At 53.1% G+C, this 17385-nt stretch carries 15 protein-coding genes; 11 read left to right on the top strand and 4 right to left on the bottom strand.

Annotated elements, in window-relative coordinates; translation table 11 throughout:
• Positions 1 to 17 precede the first annotated feature (17 nt).
• The gene (pdxJ, locus tag GF617_RS09355; protein WP_181620407.1) at positions 18 to 749 is read left to right on the top strand and encodes a pyridoxine 5'-phosphate synthase; all 732 of its coding nucleotides are present in this window, start codon (positions 18 to 20) and stop codon (positions 747 to 749) included.
• Positions 749 to 1129, top strand: a complete 381-nt coding sequence (gene acpS / locus GF617_RS09350; protein ID WP_181620406.1) for a holo-ACP synthase — start codon at positions 749 to 751, stop codon at positions 1127 to 1129. The genes pdxJ and acpS overlap by 1 nt, the downstream gene beginning before the upstream one ends.
• Here the strand turns inward: acpS and GF617_RS09345 are convergent.
• Both GF617_RS09345 and GF617_RS09340 read right to left on the bottom strand, forming a co-directional pair.
• Positions 1126 to 1386 carry a YfhL family 4Fe-4S dicluster ferredoxin gene (locus tag GF617_RS09345; protein ID WP_181620405.1) on the bottom strand — a complete coding sequence of 87 codons (261 nt, stop codon included), beginning with the start codon at positions 1384 to 1386 and terminating at the stop codon, positions 1126 to 1128. The two genes, acpS and GF617_RS09345, sit on opposite strands and share 4 nt — an antisense overlap.
• Before the next feature lie 56 nt (positions 1387 to 1442).
• On the bottom strand, positions 1443 to 2291 hold the full coding sequence (locus tag GF617_RS09340; protein ID WP_181620404.1) for a MurR/RpiR family transcriptional regulator: 849 nt from the start codon (positions 2289 to 2291) through the stop codon (positions 1443 to 1445).
• A gap of 117 nt (positions 2292 to 2408) precedes the next feature.
• Between GF617_RS09340 and murQ the strand changes: the two genes are divergently transcribed.
• The 4 genes from murQ to tadA are packed head-to-tail and all read left to right on the top strand — an operon-like array spanning position 2409 to position 5884.
• On the top strand, positions 2409 to 3302 hold the full coding sequence (murQ, locus tag GF617_RS09335) for an N-acetylmuramic acid 6-phosphate etherase (RefSeq protein WP_203451548.1): 894 nt from the start codon (positions 2409 to 2411) through the stop codon (positions 3300 to 3302).
• 16 nt (positions 3303 to 3318) lie between these two features.
• Positions 3319 to 4680: a PTS transporter subunit EIIC gene (locus GF617_RS09330; protein ID WP_203451547.1), complete on the top strand. Its 1362-nt coding sequence runs from the start codon at positions 3319 to 3321 to the stop codon at positions 4678 to 4680.
• A gap of 4 nt (positions 4681 to 4684) precedes the next feature.
• Positions 4685 to 5320, top strand: coding sequence for a phosphatidylglycerophosphatase C (yfhb, locus tag GF617_RS09325; protein ID WP_181620401.1), 636 nt, complete (start codon positions 4685 to 4687; stop codon positions 5318 to 5320).
• A gap of 57 nt (positions 5321 to 5377) precedes the next feature.
• Positions 5378 to 5884, top strand: coding sequence for a tRNA adenosine(34) deaminase TadA (gene tadA, locus GF617_RS09320; protein ID WP_181620400.1), 507 nt, complete (start codon positions 5378 to 5380; stop codon positions 5882 to 5884).
• On the opposite strand, the gene mltF is transcribed toward tadA, so the two are convergent.
• Positions 5772 to 7322, bottom strand: a complete 1551-nt coding sequence (gene mltF / locus GF617_RS09315) for a membrane-bound lytic murein transglycosylase MltF (protein WP_181620399.1) — start codon at positions 7320 to 7322, stop codon at positions 5772 to 5774. The two genes, tadA and mltF, sit on opposite strands and share 113 nt — an antisense overlap.
• 266 nt (positions 7323 to 7588) lie before the next feature.
• Between mltF and purL the strand changes: the two genes are divergently transcribed.
• The 5 genes from purL to glnB all read left to right on the top strand — a co-directional run bounded on the left by purL (position 7589) and on the right by glnB (position 15939).
• A complete protein-coding gene (gene purL, locus GF617_RS09310) occupies positions 7589 to 11476 on the top strand; it encodes a phosphoribosylformylglycinamidine synthase (protein WP_203451546.1) in 3888 nt (1295 codons plus the stop codon).
• Between the two features lie 518 nt (positions 11477 to 11994).
• Positions 11995 to 13428, top strand: coding sequence for a two component system sensor histidine kinase QseE/GlrK (gene qseE, locus GF617_RS09305; RefSeq protein ID WP_181620397.1), 1434 nt, complete (start codon positions 11995 to 11997; stop codon positions 13426 to 13428).
• Positions 13425 to 14186, top strand: a complete 762-nt coding sequence (qseG, locus tag GF617_RS09300) for a two-component system QseEF-associated lipoprotein QseG (RefSeq protein ID WP_181620396.1) — start codon at positions 13425 to 13427, stop codon at positions 14184 to 14186. Before qseE ends, qseG begins: the two co-directional genes overlap by 4 nt.
• The gene (gene glrR / locus GF617_RS09295) at positions 14183 to 15520 is read left to right on the top strand and encodes a two-component system response regulator GlrR (protein ID WP_203451545.1); all 1338 of its coding nucleotides are present in this window, start codon (positions 14183 to 14185) and stop codon (positions 15518 to 15520) included. Before qseG ends, glrR begins: the two co-directional genes overlap by 4 nt.
• Positions 15521 to 15600: 80 nt before the next feature.
• Positions 15601 to 15939, top strand: a complete 339-nt coding sequence (gene glnB / locus GF617_RS09290; protein ID WP_003860685.1) for a nitrogen regulatory protein P-II — start codon at positions 15601 to 15603, stop codon at positions 15937 to 15939.
• Positions 15940 to 16020: 81 nt separating this feature from the next.
• Here glnB and hmpA read toward each other — a convergent pair whose 3' ends face one another.
• Positions 16021 to 17211, bottom strand: a complete 1191-nt coding sequence (gene hmpA / locus GF617_RS09285; RefSeq protein WP_203451544.1) for an NO-inducible flavohemoprotein — start codon at positions 17209 to 17211, stop codon at positions 16021 to 16023.
• Positions 17212 to 17385 lie beyond the last annotated feature (174 nt).

The raw sequence follows: 17385 nt of genomic DNA, 5'->3' as shown, positions 1-17385 counted from the left end.
GAAAACCGAGGATTGTCATGGCTGAATTACTGTTAGGCGTCAACATTGATCATATTGCCACGCTGCGTAATGCGCGCGGCACTGCTTATCCTGATCCGGTTCAGGCGGCGTTTATCGCGGAGCAGGCTGGCGCCGACGGCATTACTGTTCACCTGCGCGAAGATCGCCGCCATATCACCGACCGCGATGTCCGTATTCTGCGTCAGACGCTGGATACTCGCATGAACCTGGAAATGGCCGTCACCGAAGAGATGCTGGGGATTGCCTGTGAAACCAAACCGCATTTTTGCTGCCTGGTGCCAGAAAAGCGTCAGGAAGTGACCACTGAAGGCGGTCTGGATGTGGCCGGGCAACGCGATAAAATGCGCGATGCCTGCAAACGTCTGGCCGATGCAGGCATTCTGGTTTCCCTGTTTATTGATGCCGATTCCGAGCAGATCAAAGCGGCTGCAGAAGTGGGCGCACCGTACATTGAAATCCACACGGGTTGCTATGCCGATGCAAAGGATGATGCCAGCCAGGCAAAAGAACTGGAGCGTATCGCTAAAGCTGCAACCTATGCCGCAAGCCTCGGTCTGAAGGTGAATGCCGGGCACGGCCTGACATACCACAACGTCAAACCTGTCGCCGCGCTACCAGAGATGCATGAACTGAACATTGGTCATGCGATTATGGGTCGTGCGGTAATAAGTGGCCTTAAAGAGGCGGTTGCTGAAATGAAACGCCTGATGCTGGAAGCACGTAAGTAATGGCTATTCTGGGCTTAGGCACGGATATCGTTGAAATTGCTCGTATTGAAGCGGTGATTGCCCGTAGTGGCGAGCGACTGGCGAGACGCGTGTTAAGTGACAATGAATGGGCCATCTGGGAAACGCACCAACAGCCGGTGCGTTTTCTGGCAAAGCGCTTTGCGGTAAAAGAGGCGGCAGCCAAAGCGTTCGGAACCGGTATTCGAAACGGTCTGGCGTTTAATCAGTTCGAAGTGTTTAACGATGAGCTGGGCAAACCCCGTTTACGTTTATGGGGTGAAGCGCAAAAGCTGGCGGATAAACTTGGGGTCGCGCATATGCACGTCACACTTGCGGATGAGCGGCATTACGCCTGCGCGACGGTAATTATCGAAAGTTAAAGCTTATCCGCGTGGTGCATCAGGACAAACTTGTCCCATAACTGCTCTTCGTTTTCCATATGTGCCGGATCTTTCAGAATAGTATTCGGGATAGGGCACACTTTCTGGCAGGTTGGCGTCTCATAGTGGCCGATGCATTCGGTGCAACGGTCGCTGTTAATCTCATAAATGCTATCACCCATCGAAATCGCCTGGTTAGGGCATTCGGGTTCGCACATATCGCAATTGATGCATTTTTTGGTGATTAACAGCGCCATCAGGAATTTCTCAGAAGCAACACAAACAGGGCGGGCATTATACGCTCATTCCCTGTTCAGACCAGTTTTTTTACCAGCTCCTCACTGTGACGAATGCGCTCTGGCGCATGTTCAAGATCTTGCTGAACGAGTGCCATAAACAGTAGATCGGTGAGCATCATCTGTGCACTGGTGGATGAAATAGCAGCGCTGCGCGTGGCCTGTTCTTCCGCAATGGTGTACAGACAGCGGGTTGCTCTCTGTTGCAGAGCATTAGGGGTAAAACCGGTGATGGCCAGAATTTTCCCGCCTACACGCAGGGCTTCATCTGTCGCAAGATTGATCTCGCGGCGCTCGCCGGAATATGAAATGGGCAGCAGCAGATCGTCAGGATCCATCGCCTGCACAGTGGATAACAACGCATGCATGTCATGTTCGACAACCGCGTTATAGCCAATTTTGGTCAGCTTCCAGCCAAAATTACGTGCCACCAGGCCTGACGCTCCAATACCTGTCAAGATAATCCGCCGAGCGGCGCGCAACATTGCCACGCTTTCCAGTAATTTCTCTTCACTGTTCACGTCGAGTGTGGCGTGCATAGCGGCCACATTTTCTTTAATGAGCTTTTCGCCCACCAGACGCATGGGATCATCACCCCGAATCTGATTATGCAGCGGCATAGACTGAGGGTTGGGATTGCTTGCCAACGCTTCACTGATAGCCAATTTCAGTGCGGGGAATCCTTTAAAGCCAATTTTTTGGGCGAATTTCACCACACTGGACTGGCTGACTCCAGCCTCGCTTGCCAGCTGCTGAGAGCTAAGGTGTCGGGCATGATCTGGCTGCGAAAGCAGAAAGTCCGCCAGTTTTTTGTCGCTCTGGGCAAAGCCTGCATAGCGCTGGCGAATGCGAATTAAACAGTTCATACGGTCTCCTGGCGAAAATGTGATTACCGCAGCAATAAAGAAATTTGCTCGCCTGAATGAATTTTATATTCCATTATAGTGTGATTATTATGAATTAAAAATTCTTGAGGTAAAAAAATGAATCTTGGTTCACTTGTTTCTGAAACGCGTAACCCGCACACCATGGATCTGGATGCGCTCTCCACGCTTGAGCTGGTTAGCCGTTTTAATCAACAGGATACGCTGGTCGCGCAGGCAGTGAAAGAGACATTGCCTGAGGTCGCAAAAGCGGTCGATGCCGCAGCGGAGGCGCTAAAAGCGGGTGGGCGCATTATCTATATGGGGGCGGGAACCAGTGGACGACTCGGCGTGCTTGACGCGTCAGAGTGCCCTCCGACCTTTGGTGTGCCGCACGGTCTGGTCGTTGGGCTGATTGCCGGCGGTCCTGGTGCGCTTCTGAAGGCTGTTGAAGGCGCAGAAGATAGCCAGCAGTTGGGTGAGGATGACCTCAAAAATCTGAACCTGACATCGCAGGATCTTGTTGTCGGTCTGGCTGCATCCGGGCGGACGCCATATGTTATTGGCGGTCTGGCGTTTGCTAAACAGGTCGGTTGTACCACGGTAGCCATCTCCTGTAATCCGGAGTCACCGATTGCGCAGGTGGCACATATCGCCATTTCTCCGGTAGTAGGACCTGAAGCACTTACCGGTTCGACGCGCCTGAAATCAGGAACGGCACAAAAACTGGTTCTCAATATGATTTCAACCGGTGCGATGGTGAAATTTGGCAAGGTCTATCAGAACCTGATGGTGGATATGAAAGCCACTAACATCAAGCTGGTGGACAGAGCGTGCCGCATGGTGGTGGAAGCCACTGGCGCGAGCCGGGAAGACGCGGAAAGGGTTCTTGCACAAACGGATCACGACGTGAAACCGGCAATTTTGATGATCTTAAGCGGGCTGGATGCCACCGCAGCAAGAGCAAAACTCGATGCGCACCACGGATTCTTACGGGCAGCGTTAGAAAACTAAAACCTCAGAGGCGTGTATGGAAAAAACAGCAGCGCTCGCCAGCGACATTTTGCAGGGGATCGGCGGGGAGAAAAATATTCTGCGTCTGGAAAACTGCATGACGCGTGTGCGGGTGGAAGTTCAGGACGATGAACAGCTTGATCTGGCGCGTCTCAAGGCGCTTTCTGGCGTCAGCGGCTATGTCAAACAAGGGCAGCAGCATCAGCTGATTGTCGGGCCGGGCAAAGCGGCTCAGGTTGTTGATGCGATGCGTGCGCAGATGGCAGGTGAGGGCTCTGGGGCGTTTGACGAGGCTGAACGTACCAAAGCGCAGGTCAAAGCCAAATACAAAGCCCCGATGAGCGATGCCCTTCGACAACTGGCTAACGTCTTTATTCCGCTTATTCCGGCGTTTATTGCGTCGGGACTGATTACCGGGATCATTAACATTCTTAAACGCCCGGATATCGTCGGGGATTTTGCGACACATTATCCTAACCTGTTGGGCATATTAGGTATTTTTGGCAGCGCTGTGTTTGCCATTATGAACATTCTGGTTGGGGTCAATACCGCAAAAGTTTTTGGTGGCTCGCTGGCGATGGGCGGTGTAATGGCGGGCATTCTCTCCAGCCCGCAACTCGCGCAAATCACGCTGTTTGGTGAGGCACTTCAGCCAGGGCGAGGTGGTGTTATTGCCGTTCTGCTGGTCGTGGTTTTGATGTGGTGGATCGAGAAAAAGCTCAGGAGCCTGCTGCCTGGCTCAATTGAGCTGATCCTTAACCCGCTTCTGACCACACTGATCACCGGTAGTGTGGCTATTGTCGCCCTGCAACCACTGGGGGGATGGATCTCTAAAGCCATTGCGCACGGTGCTTCTCTGGCTATCGACCGCGGTGGTTTGCTGGTTGGGGCTGTACTCTCCGGGACATTCCTGCCGCTGGTATTAACGGGCTTGCATCAGGGGCTTGTGCCGATTCACGTCGAACTGGTTCAGGCGCATGGGTATAACGCGCTTCTGCCGATTTTATCGATGGCAGGTGTCGGACAAGTCGGTGCTGCCATCGCTGTCCTGATGAAAACGCGCAATCAGCGGCTGAAAAAGGTGATCAAAGGGGCGTTGCCGGTAGGGCTACTCGGCATTGGCGAACCGTTGATCTTCGGTGTGACGTTACCGTTGGGTAAACCCTTTCTCGCTGCATGTCTCGGCGGTGCGGTTGGTGGGGCATTGATCAGTTACTGGAAGGTGGCAACAGTGATCACCTTTGGTATATCGGGGTTGCCTCTGGCATTAACCATCGTGACCGGAAAAGTGATGCTCTATCTGTTAGGCTATCTGGTAGCGGTGATCGCCGGGTTCTTGTTTACCTGGCTGTTAGGCTTTAACGATCCGGAGGAGTAAAGGTTTGGTTAATCACGAGCGTCGTGTTGTCTTTTTTGATCTGGACGGCACGTTACATCAGCAGGATATGTTTGGCAGTTTTATTCGTTACCTGCTGCGGCGTCTTCCGTTGAATGCATTGCTCGTGCTGCTTCTCCTTCCCGTCATCGCAATTGCGTTGTTGATTAAGGGGCGTGCGGCGCGTTGGCCGATGAGTCTCCTGTTATGGGGATGTACTTTTGGTCACCGTGAGGCTCGACTTAAGCAAATTGAAGACGATTTTGTCCGCTGGTTTCGTGAACACGTGACAGCATTCCCGGCCGTTCAGGATCGCCTGACGCGCTACCTGGCTGCCAGTGACGCAGATATTTGGCTCATCACCGGTTCTCCGCAACCGCTGGTGGAGCGGGTATACGGGGACTCCGCCTGGCTGGCGCACGTGAACCTCATCGCGACGCAGATTGCGCGCGGCTATGGCGGATGGGTGTTGACGATGCGCTGCCTGGGGCATGAGAAGGTCGTCCAACTGGAGAAAAAAATCGGCACACCTCTGCGCCTTTACAGCGGTTATAGCGACAGTAAGCAGGATAACCCGCTGCTCTATTTCTGCCAGCACCGCTGGCGTGTCACGCAAACCGGCGAACTTCAGCAACTGGAATAGAGTTAACCATAGCGGGTGTGTATAATGCGCCCGCTTTTCAGACTGGAGTATTAATCGTTGTCCGACCTTGAACACACTCATGAATACTGGATGCGCCATGCGCTTACGCTGGCTAAACGTGCCTGGGACGAGGGCGAAGTCCCCGTCGGTGCTGTTCTGGTTCACAATAATCAGGTGATTGGTGAAGGGTGGAATCGCCCTATCGGTCGCCACGATCCTACCGCGCACGCCGAAATTATGGCGCTACGCCAGGGCGGCCTGGTACTACAAAACTATCGTCTGCTCGATACTACGCTGTATGTCACGCTAGAACCCTGTGTCATGTGTTCCGGTGCGATGGTACATAGCCGCATCGGGACGCTGGTATTCGGTGCGCGGGATGAAAAAACCGGGGCGGCGGGGTCGTTAATGGATGTGCTGGGCCATCCTGGAATGAATCACCAGGTACAGACTATCGGTGGGGTACTTGCACCAGAGTGTTCGGGACTGTTAAGTGACTTCTTTCGAATGCGCCGGCAGCAGAAAAAGCAACAAAAGGCAGAATTGAAGCCGTCGGACGATTAACTTCATCCGGTAACACGACTGGATAACTTTGCGCGAGCTGTTTTGCCTCGCTCGCCTCTTTTTCCTTCTCCAGCAGATAACCGACCAGGCTTATCTGATACTTACGGATATTCTCCACATAGGCATAGGCTTCATGCCCTCGGGCATAGCCGTAAGTGAGCTTGTTGTACCAGGGTTTTTGGCTTAACAGCGGCAAACGCTGTTTTACGTCAGACCAGCTGTCCGGATTACCCTTGGTTTTTGCTGTCAGTGTCCGCGCGTCAAGCATATGCGCATAGCCCATGTTATAGGCAGCCAGGGCAAACCAGATACGCTCTTCTTCCGGGACGGTTTCCGGCACTTTATCCATCATGTCCTGTAAATAACGCGCTCCCCCGCTGATGCTTTGTTCCGCATCGGTGCGATCGCTCAGGCCAAGACTTTGCGCCGTATTTTTGGTCAGCATCATTAGTCCGCGTACGCCGGTTGGCGATGTCGCCTGCGTATCCCAGTGCGATTCCTGGTAAGAGATGGCAGCCAGCAGTCGCCAGTCGATCTCCTGCGCGTACTTCTCAAACAGCGGCTGTAAATCGGGTAAAACGCTGTCTACCGCGCGCAGGAAACTGCGGGTATCAACGTAGTCGAAGTCCTCTCCGTGACCGAGATACTTCTCCTCCAGACGCGCCAGCGTGCCGTCTTCATTCATCGAATTAAAGAAATCGAGCATGGCGGCTGAGAGAGTCTGGTCGTTGTCTAAGGGGCTAAACCAGGTGACGGGTTGCTCGTCGGTGACATCAAGTGCCACCGCGATTTCAGGGTGAACACGCTGGAAAAGGCTAATCGCAACAGAATCGGCAATGGTATAGGCGAGCTTTTTATCTTTAACTTGCTCGAGCAGTGCAGTTGTCCCCAGCTTTTCATCTACCGTCCAGCTAAGGTCAGGGTATTTCTTCTCTTTCAGCGCACGCAAATCATCAATCACCACATGCCCAGGGGCGATGGTCATCTGCTGTTCGGTAATCGCGGCCAAAGAGCGCGGACGCGGGCTGCCGACGCGATAAACCAGTTGCTGTGATACGGAGTAATAAGTTGGGCCGGGTTGGTAGCTCTTGCTACGCTCGCTGTTATAGACCAGCCCGGCAGCCAGCATGTCGGCATTGTCGTTATCCAGGTCATCGAACAACTGGCTAATATTCTGGCGTACCGTGATCTTGAGCTTCACGCCCAGGTAATTGGCAAACTGCTGGGCGAGTTCGTAATCGAGGCCAATGATTTTGCCATTAATATTACTGTAGGTCAGTGGCGAGACGATGGTACTGACGCGCAACTCTCCCCGCGACTGGATCGCGGCGATACGGTTTTCGGCTTTGCCGAACCAGGGGATAGAAGGCCATAGGGCCACTGCTAACAGCAAGGTAACTATGCCGATGAGCAGATAATTAATCTTTAATTTTTTCAATTAGTTAATTCTCTGCGACGCCGGTTGCCTCAGTATGCTGTAGCCATGTTAAGAATAAGGATTGCCATTGAATGTGCGGCATTTTGCGCAAAGTTACGCCAGTTGGCAACAATTTCGAGAGTTTGGTCACATCTATTGTTAAACGTAAACGTTGATTTTATTTCGACGCAAACGGTTTCGTCGGCGCTCAGGATTCTCTATAATGACGCCCGTTTTCCCCTTGCGCACACTGTAAGCGCCTCAGGCGCTTCGAAGACGAGAGACTTATGATGGAAATTCTGCGTGGTTCGCCTGCACTGTCTGCCTTCCGTATTAATAAACTGCTGGCACGTTTTCAGGCTGCCGACCTCCCGGTAAGCGATATTTACGCTGAGTATGTCCATTTTGCTGATCTGAATGCATCTCTGGATGCCGAAGAGCTGGCGCGCCTTGGACGCTTGCTCAAGTATGGCCCAACCCTGAATAGCCATACGCCTGGCGGTAAACTTCTGCTTGTGACTCCGCGTCCTGGCACAATCTCCCCCTGGTCTTCAAAAGCCACTGACATCGCCCACAACTGTGGCCTGAATCAGATTACTCGTCTGGAACGTGGTGTGGCGTACTATGTTGAAGCATCAACGCTGACCACTGAGCAGTGGCAGAGTGTTGCTGACGAGCTACACGACCGTATGATGGAGAGTGTGTTTACCTCTCTGGACGATGCGCAGAAGTTGTTTGCTCATCACCAGCCAGCACCCGTGCAAAGCGTAGATCTGCTGGGGCAGGGACGTCAGGCACTTATTGAGGCTAACCAGCGTTTAGGTCTGGCGCTGGCCGAAGATGAAATCGATTATTTGCAGGATGCTTTCGTTAAGCTGAACCGCAATCCGAACGACATCGAGCTCTATATGTTCGCGCAGGCCAACTCCGAACACTGCCGCCATAAGATTTTCAACGCTGACTGGATTATCGATGGCGAAGAGCAGCCAAAGTCGCTGTTCAAAATGATTAAAAACACCTTTGAACAAACCCCTGACCACGTATTGTCTGCTTATAAAGATAACGCGGCGGTAATGGAAGGTTCAGAAGTGGGCCGCTTCTTCGCCGATCGCGAAGCAGGGCGTTATGAGTTCCACCAGGAGCCAGCGCATATCCTGATGAAGGTTGAAACCCACAACCACCCGACGGCGATCTCCCCGTGGCCGGGTGCGGCAACCGGTTCTGGCGGTGAAATCCGTGATGAAGGTGCAACCGGCCGCGGTGCAAAACCAAAAGCCGGTCTGGTTGGTTTCTCCGTCTCCAACTTGCGTATCCCTGGTTTTGAACAGCCGTGGGAAGAAGATTTTGGTAAGCCAGAACGTATCGTTACCGCGCTCGATATCATGACGGAAGGCCCGTTGGGTGGCGCAGCGTTTAACAACGAGTTTGGTCGTCCGGCACTGAACGGTTACTTCCGTACTTACGAAGAAAGAGTGGACAGCCACAACGGTGAAGAGCTGCGTGGATACCACAAACCGATCATGCTGGCTGGCGGGATTGGTAACATTCGTGCCGATCACGTGCAAAAAGGCGAGATTACCGTTGGTGCGAAGCTGATCGTCCTGGGTGGTCCGGCGATGAATATCGGTCTGGGTGGCGGTGCGGCGTCTTCTATGGCGTCCGGCCAGTCTGATGCCGATCTCGATTTTGCCTCTGTACAGCGTGACAACCCGGAGATGGAACGCCGTTGCCAGGAAGTTATCGACCGTTGCTGGCAACTGGGTGACGCTAACCCGATTCTGTTTATCCACGATGTCGGCGCGGGTGGTTTATCTAACGCCATGCCGGAACTGGTGAGCGATGGTGGACGCGGTGGCCGTTTCGACCTGCGTAAAATACTGAGTGATGAACCCGGCATGAGCCCGCTGGAGATCTGGTGCAACGAATCCCAGGAACGTTATGTGATGGCCGTTGCGGCCGATCAGTTGCCATTGTTTGACGAACTGTGTCGCCGCGAGCGTGCACCGTATGCGGTCATTGGTGAAGCGACAGAAGAACTGCACCTGACCATGAACGACCCGCATTTCGACAATCAGCCTATCGACCTGCCGCTGGATGTGCTGCTTGGCAAAACGCCGAAGATGACGCGTAACGTTCAGACCCGTAAAGCGGCGGGTAAATCACTGGATCGCCAGGGCATCACCCTCGCGGAGGCCGTGAACCGTGTGTTGCATCTGCCTGCCGTTGCAGAAAAAACCTTCCTTGTTACGATTGGCGACCGTACCGTAACCGGTATGGTGGCTCGCGACCAGATGGTTGGTCCGTGGCAGATCCCGGTAGCCAACTGTGCCGTTACCACCGCGAGCCTGGACAGCTATTACGGTGAAGCGATGGCGCTGGGAGAGCGTACGCCTGTGGCACTGCTCGACTTCGCCGCTTCAGCCCGTCTGGCTGTGGGTGAAGCGTTGACGAACATTGCTGCGACGCAGATTGGCGATATCAAACGTATTAAGCTCTCCGCGAACTGGATGGCTGCAGCCGGTCACCCTGGTGAGGATGCGGGTCTGTACGAAGCTGTTAAAGCGGTGGGCGAGGAGTTGTGTCCTGCTCTCGGCCTGACCATTCCGGTGGGTAAAGACTCCATGTCGATGAAAACCCGCTGGCAGGAAGGGAGCGAGCAGCGCGAGATGACGTCTCCGCTCTCGCTGGTGATCACTGCGTTTGCGCGCGTCGAAGACGTACGTCAGACCATCACTCCGCAGCTCTCGACTGAAGACAACGCCCTGTTGCTGATTGATCTGGGCAAAGGCCATAACGCGCTGGGTGCAACGGCGCTGGCTCAGGTTTATCGTCAGCTTGGTGATAAACCTGCTGATGTGCGTGATGTCGCGCAGTTGAAGGGCTTCTACGATGCGGTTCAGGCACTGGTTGCTCAGCGCAAACTGCTGGCCTACCACGACCGCTCCGATGGCGGCCTGCTGGTGACCCTGGCAGAAATGGCCTTTACCGGTCACTGTGGTGTGCAAGCCGACATCGCTTCGCTTGGTGACGATCGTCTGGCGGCGCTGTTTAATGAAGAGCTGGGGGCGGTGATTCAGGTGCGTGCAGCAGATCGCGATGCGGTTGAGGCACTGCTGGCACAACATGGCCTGGCAGATTGCGTGCACTATCTGGGTCGTGCCGTGAAGGGCGATCGTTTTGTGATTGAAGCCGATGGCCATGCGGTGTTCAGCGAAAGCCGCACCACACTGCGTATGTGGTGGGCGGAAACGACCTGGCAGATGCAGCGTCTGCGTGATAACCCGGAATGTGCCGATCAGGAGCACAACGCGAAAGCCAATGACAACGATCCAGGCCTGAACGTGAAGCTCTCCTTTGACATTAACGAGGATATCGCTGCCCCGTATATTGCAACAGGCGCGCGTCCAAAAGCGGCCGTGCTGCGTGAGCAGGGCGTGAACTCCCACGTTGAAATGGCGGCAGCTTTCCACCGTGCAGGTTTTGATGCCATCGATGTTCATATGAGCGACCTGTTGGCTGGGCGTACCGGGCTGGACGATTTCCAGGCGCTGGTGGCCTGCGGTGGCTTTTCATACGGTGACGTGCTGGGGGCGGGAGAAGGCTGGGCGAAGTCCATCCTCTTCAACAACCGCGTTCGTGATGAGTTTGAAACCTTCTTCCACCGTCCGCAGACTCTGGCGCTCGGCGTATGCAATGGTTGCCAGATGATGTCTAATCTGCGTGAACTGATCCCAGGAAGCGAAGCCTGGCCACGCTTTGTGCGTAACCAGTCTGACCGCTTCGAAGCGCGTTTTAGCCTGGTTGAAGTGACACAAAGCCCGTCTCTGTTGTTGCAGGGTATGGTTGGCTCGCAGATGCCGATTGCGGTATCTCACGGTGAAGGCCAGGTTGAAGTTCGTGATGCTGCCCATCTTGCTCAGCTTGAAAGCAAAGGCCTGGTGGCGCTGCGCTTTGTCGATAACACTGGCAAAGTGACGCAAACGTATCCTGCAAACCCGAACGGCTCCCCGAATGGTATTACCGCAGTGACCAGCGAAAGTGGCAGGGTCACGGTGATGATGCCGCATCCGGAACGTGTGTTCCGTACGGTGAGCAACTCCTGGCATCCGGAAAACTGGGGCGAAGACAGCCCGTGGATGCGCATTTTCCGCAATGCACGTAAACAGTTGGGCTAAACGCCTCCTGTTTGTAAAAAGCCTCCAGAAATGGGGGCTTTTTTTTGTCGGGAATTCGCGACAACCCTGTATTTAGAGTGTCTCCATATGGAGACATTTAATTCTATGATTTATATGAAGTTAATTATGTTTAAGCTAAGGTGTTGTTAATTGGCGACATTTAGCATGAAAATCATTCGATGACTAATTGACAGCGTGAATCAATAAACCTCATTATTATCAATAATATAAATATTTACTTTTTATTCTGGCATGGGTGTTGCATAATATTGCGCAGTGGCTCATTCACCCTCTTATGTCAGCCCCTTCGGGACGTGCTACATAAACTTCGAATGACGCACAAACAGGTGCCTGCCGTCCAACCACTGATTATAGCGATGCTTTATCAGGCCAGGGCGAAACGTCGAGTTAGGCACCGCCTCATTTCACAACAAAGCCGGGTTTTTACCCGGCTTTGTTGTATCTGAAGGGTAGACTCAGTTACGCTCTCATGAACCCCTTACTAAGAGAGTAATGCGTTGAAACGCTGGCCCGTTTTTCCTCGTTCCCTGCGACAACTCGTCATGATGGCGTTTCTGTTGATTCTGTTGCCTCTTCTGGTTCTGGCATGGCAGGCGTGGCAAAGCCTGAATGCACTCAGTGCTCAGGCGGCATTAACAAACCGCACAACGCTGGTTGATGCACGGCGCAGTGAAGCGATGACCAATGCCGCGCTGGAGATGGAACGAAGCTATCGCCAGTATTGCGTGCTGGACGATCGTACCCTGGAAAAGGTCTATCAAAATCAACGTAAACGCTACAGCGAAATGCTGGATGCACATGCGGGCGTTCTGCCTGATGACAAGCTTTACCAGGCGCTACGCCAGGACCTGAACGATCTGGCCCAGTTGCAGTGTAAAAACAGTGGCCCGGATGCTGCTGCTGCCGCACGTCTTGAAGCGTTTGCTAACGCCAATACCGACATGACCCAGGCGACGCGAGCAGTGATTTTCTCACGGGGCCAGCAGTTGCAGCAGGAGATCGCTGAGCGAGGTCAGTTCTTTGGCTGGCAGGCGCTGGTGCTCTTTTTAGTCAGCCTGGCGCTGGTTCTGTTGTTTACTCGCATGATTATCGGCCCGGTAAAAGGCATTCAGCGGATGATCAACCGCCTGGGGGAAGGCCGTTCCCTTGGTGACACGGTTGTCTTTAAAGGCCCAAGGGAATTGCGCTCTGTGGGCCAGCGTATTATCTGGCTTTCGGAACGTCTGGCATGGCTGGAGTCCCAGCGTCATCAGTTTTTACGCCACATCTCGCACGAATTAAAAACGCCACTCGCCAGTATGCGGGAAGGGACGGAGCTGCTGGCTGATGAGGTTCCAGGGCCACTGACGCCAGAACAAAAAGAGATTGTTGAGATCCTGGATGCCAGCAGCCGTAATTTGCAAAAACTTATTGAGCAATTACTGGATTACAACCGTAAACTGGCCGATGGTGCAGTGGCCCTTGAAAGGGTCGATATTGCGCCTCTGATAGACATGGTGGTCTCAGCCCATAGTCTGCCGGCAAGAGCTAAAATGATGCATACTGACGTGGCGCTTAATGTCTCAGCCTGCCTTGCCGAGCCGATGCTTTTGATGAGTGTGCTGGATAATCTTTATTCCAATGCGGTGCACTATGGTACTGAATCCGGTAACATTTATATCCGTAGTTATATGAATGATTCTCGAGTGTTTATTGACGTTGCCAATACGGGCACGCCGATTCCGGATGACGAAAAAGCGATGATTTTTGAGCCCTTTTTCCAGGGAAGTCATCAGCGAAAAGGTGCGGTAAAAGGAAGTGGTCTGGGGTTGAGTATTGCCCGCGACTGCATACGGCGCATGCAAGGCGAGCTCAATATCGTGAGTGACGATCGCTCGGATGTGTGCTTTCGTATCGAACTGCCTCTTGAGCCGGAAAAATCAATGAAATGAATCTATGTCTGGTGAGTATGTCACACGTCTTTTTTCGCGCAGTGCGCGCAGTGTTTTCCAGCAAAAAATGGCGTCTGGGCCTGTCCGGTTTACTTCTGGCGGGGTGTGTTTCCCATGCCCCTGAGAGTGCGATTAGTGATAGACAAGATGATAAATGGCCAGAAAACCAACTGGCGGACTTCCTGACCACTCGCTGCGACGATCTCTGGAATTTATCTGGTCATGATGTGGATGTTAACCCTCTGTACTGGCTTCGTGGGATCGATTGCGCGCAGCGTCTTGCGCCCGCCACCGCTCGCGCACAAGCGGCTATGTGGGGAGACGATACCTGGCAGGATACGTTTAAACGCGCGATTTTACTGGCCGACGCTAAAATTACCCCCGTCGAACGGCGAGCAAATACCGCGCAACTGGACACGCTCAGTTCACGGATCCCGGCCCAGGTTCGCCCGGTGTACCAACTCTGGCGAGAAGGGCAAGTGCAACAACTGCAACTGGCCGAAGAACGCTCCCGCTACAGTAAGTTACAGCAGTCTACCGACGGTGAGCTTGATACACTTCGCCAGCAACAACAATACTTACGCACTCAACTTGATACCACGACGCGCAAGCTTGAAAACCTGACTGATATTGAAAGACAGCTCTCGACACGTAAACCGGCGGGGAGCTATTTGCCCGATGGGTCAAAGAGTAATTCACAATCGACAACGCCGGATCAGGATAGTGATACGCAGAAACAAGAGGATGTGAAGCCATGACAAGCCGTAAACCCGCTCACCTCCTGCTGGTCGACGATGACCCTGGTTTGTTAAAACTGCTGGGAATGCGCCTGGTCAGCGAAGGTTTTAGCGTGGTAACTGCCGAAAGTGGGCAGGAAGGACTGAAAGTGCTTACCCGTGAGAAGATTGATCTCGTGATCAGCGATTTGCGGATGGACGAAATGGATGGCATGCAGTTGTTTGCTGAGATCCAGAAACAGCAGCCTGGCATGCCGGTGATTATTCTTACCGCACACGGTTCGATCCCGGATGCCGTTGCCGCGACGCAGCAGGGCGTATTTAGCTTCCTGACCAAACCGGTAGACAAAGATGCACTCTATAAGGCCATCGATAGCGCGCTTGAGCACGCCGCGCCCTCCAGCGATGAAGCATGGCGAGAATCGATCGTCACTCGAAGCCCGGCCATGCTGCGTCTGCTTGAGCAGGCGCGAATGGTGGCGCAATCAGATGTGAGCGTGCTGATTAACGGCCAGAGTGGAACCGGGAAAGAGATCCTGGCGCAGGCTATTCACAACGCCAGCCCGCGCAATAAAAATGCCTTTATTGCGATCAACTGCGGTGCGTTGCCAGAGCAGCTTTTGGAATCTGAATTATTTGGTCACGCGCGGGGGGCATTTACCGGTGCAGTGAGCAGCAGGGAAGGGCTGTTTCAGGCGGCCGAAGGCGGTACGCTTTTCCTTGATGAGATCGGTGATATGCCTGCGCCGCTCCAGGTAAAATTATTACGTGTTTTGCAGGAGCGTAAAGTCCGTCCTTTGGGCAGCAACCGCGATATTGATATCAACGTGCGCATTATCTCTGCCACACATCGTGATTTACCGAAGGTGATGGCACGAAGCGAATTTCGTGAAGATCTCTATTATCGTCTCAACGTCGTGAACCTGAAAATCCCTGCACTGGCAGAGCGTGCGGAAGATATCCCGTTGTTGGCGAACCATCTTCTGCGCCAGTCCGCTGACCGTCACAAGCCGTTTGTCCGGGCATTTTCAACGGATGCAATGAAACGTCTGATGACGGCAAGCTGGCCGGGTAATGTGCGTCAACTGGTAAATGTCATTGAGCAGTGTGTGGCGCTGACATCTTCACCGGTGATCAGTGATGCGCTGGTGGAGCAGGCGCTGGAAGGTGAAAATACGGTGTTGCCGACCTTTGTTGAAGCGCGTAATCAGTTTGAGCTCAACTATCTGCGTAAGCTCCTCCAGATCACTAAGGGTAACGTCACCCATGCGGCGCGTATGGCCGGACGTAACCGTACCGAGTTCTACAAGCTGCTGTCGCGCCATGAGCTGGAAGCGAACGATTTTAAAGAGTAGTACCGCAAAATCCGAATGAATATGATACTGTGAGCAACCGATTACGAGGCTGTTAACAGGCAAGAGTTTAAGGACCCACCATGAAAAAAATTGATGCGATTATTAAACCTTTCAAACTGGATGATGTACGTGAAGCGCTGGCGGAAGTTGGCATTACCGGGATGACAGTGACTGAAGTGAAAGGTTTTGGTCGCCAGAAGGGCCACACTGAGCTGTACCGTGGCGCAGAGTACATGGTGGACTTTCTGCCGAAAGTGAAAATTGAAATTGTGGTGAGTGACGATATTGTCGATACCTGCGTGGATACAATTATTCGTACGGCACAGACGGGTAAAATCGGCGACGGCAAAATTTTCGTGTTTGATGTTGCGCGTGTTATCCGTATCCGTACGGGCGAGGAAGACGACGCCGCGATTTAACATGATTGCCGTGTGGTGCTGCGCTTATCCGGCCTACAAGATTGCCCTGTAGGCCATTGCAAGTGAAGCACCGTTAGGCGATTACAGAACTTTATGCGGTCCAAAACATTCATAGTGAATGTTGTCTTTCGCCACACCCAATCCAACCAGTTGCTTCGCGGCATACTGCATAAACGCCACCGGACCACAGACGTAGAACTGCATATCTGGTGCGCTGAACGCACCTTCCTGCTGGCTTAAATCCATCAATCCTTCACTGTTGAAACGTTTGGCTGCCCGGTCAGCGTCTGTCGGCTGACGATACCAGGTGTGCGCGTTAAAGCGTGGCAAACTTGTCGCAATCGTATTCACTTCATCCGCAAAGGCGTGAACGTCACCGTTTTCAGCCGCATGGAACCAGTTCACCTGGGCACTGTGGTTAGATTTTGCCAGCGTATCCAGCATCGCCAGCATCGGGGTTTGACCGACACCCGCAGAAATCAGCGTCACTGGCGTATTCGCCTCAACGGCCATAAAGAAATCGCCCGCTGGTGCGGCCAGATGAACCACATCTCCGACACTCGCATGATTATGCAGCCAGGTGGAAACTTGACCGCCTTCTTCACGTTTTACCGCAATGCGATAGCCTTTACCGTTGGGTTTACGTGTCAGAGAGTACTGGCGGATCTCCTGGTGCGGGAAGCCTTCGGGTTTCAGCCAGACCCCCAGATACTGGCCTGGCTGGTAATCGGCAACCGGCTGACCATCGACAGGTTCAAATTCAAAGCTGGTAATCAGGGCGCTACGCGGGGTTTTCTCGACGATACGGAACGCGCGGGTTCCTTCCCAGCCGCCGTTTTTGTTTGCATTTTCGCTGTAGAGTTGTGCTTCGCGATTGATAAACACGTTTGCCAGCACGCCATAGGCTTTACCCCATGCGTCCAGGACCTCCTGACCTGGGCTGAACATCTCGTCCAGCGTCGCCAGCAGGTGGCCGCCAACGATATTGTATTGCTCGGGTTGGATCTGGAAACTGGTATGTTTCTGCGCGATTTTTTCTACCGCAGGCAGCAAAGCCGCCAGGTTTTCAATGTTACTGGCATAAGCCGCGATGGCGTTAAACAGTGCTTCACGCTGATCGCCATTACGCTGGTTGCTCATGTTGAAAATCTCTTTGAGCTCCGGGTTATGCGTGAACATGCGATCGTAGAAATGGGCGGTAAGTTTAGGTCCGGTTTCGACCAGCAGGGGAATGGTGGCTTTAACGGTTGCGATGGTTTGAGCGTCGAGCATAGCAGCTTCCTTCTGAGTGTTACTTTAATGATGTATTTTAAATGCATCTTATAAAAAATAACCCTGCGTTGTAAATGGTTCTTTGCATCGTGAAAAATATGCATCACAAACCTGAAAAGAAATCCATTGAAAATGGCGAGAGCTTTATTCCTCAAACCCTTGCGTGGCATGAAG

Source organism: Lelliottia sp. RWM.1, from assembly GCF_016859735.1.
Taxonomy (GTDB): domain Bacteria; phylum Pseudomonadota; class Gammaproteobacteria; order Enterobacterales; family Enterobacteriaceae; genus Enterobacter.
This window is presented reverse-complemented; position numbering and strand designations above follow the sequence as displayed.

What these genes read in the sequence shown, in the direction of transcription:
- hmpA (WP_203451544.1), bottom strand. Translation starts at nt 17,211, where the DNA reads ATGCTCGACGCTCAAACCATCGCAACCGTTAAAGCCACCATTCCCCTG.
- pdxJ (WP_181620407.1), top strand. Translation starts at nt 18, where the DNA reads ATGGCTGAATTACTGTTAGGCGTCAACATTGATCATATTGCCACGCTG.
- acpS (WP_181620406.1), top strand. Translation starts at nt 749, where the DNA reads ATGGCTATTCTGGGCTTAGGCACGGATATCGTTGAAATTGCTCGTATT.
- qseG (WP_181620396.1), top strand. Translation starts at nt 13,425, where the DNA reads ATGAATCTATGTCTGGTGAGTATGTCACACGTCTTTTTTCGCGCAGTG.
- purL (WP_203451546.1), top strand. Translation starts at nt 7,589, where the DNA reads ATGATGGAAATTCTGCGTGGTTCGCCTGCACTGTCTGCCTTCCGTATT.
- murQ (WP_203451548.1), top strand. Translation starts at nt 2,409, where the DNA reads ATGAATCTTGGTTCACTTGTTTCTGAAACGCGTAACCCGCACACCATG.
- GF617_RS09330 (WP_203451547.1), top strand. Translation starts at nt 3,319, where the DNA reads ATGGAAAAAACAGCAGCGCTCGCCAGCGACATTTTGCAGGGGATCGGC.
- glnB (WP_003860685.1), top strand. Translation starts at nt 15,601, where the DNA reads ATGAAAAAAATTGATGCGATTATTAAACCTTTCAAACTGGATGATGTA.
- GF617_RS09345 (WP_181620405.1), bottom strand. Translation starts at nt 1,386, where the DNA reads ATGGCGCTGTTAATCACCAAAAAATGCATCAATTGCGATATGTGCGAA.
- glrR (WP_203451545.1), top strand. Translation starts at nt 14,183, where the DNA reads ATGACAAGCCGTAAACCCGCTCACCTCCTGCTGGTCGACGATGACCCT.
- GF617_RS09340 (WP_181620404.1), bottom strand. Translation starts at nt 2,291, where the DNA reads ATGAACTGTTTAATTCGCATTCGCCAGCGCTATGCAGGCTTTGCCCAG.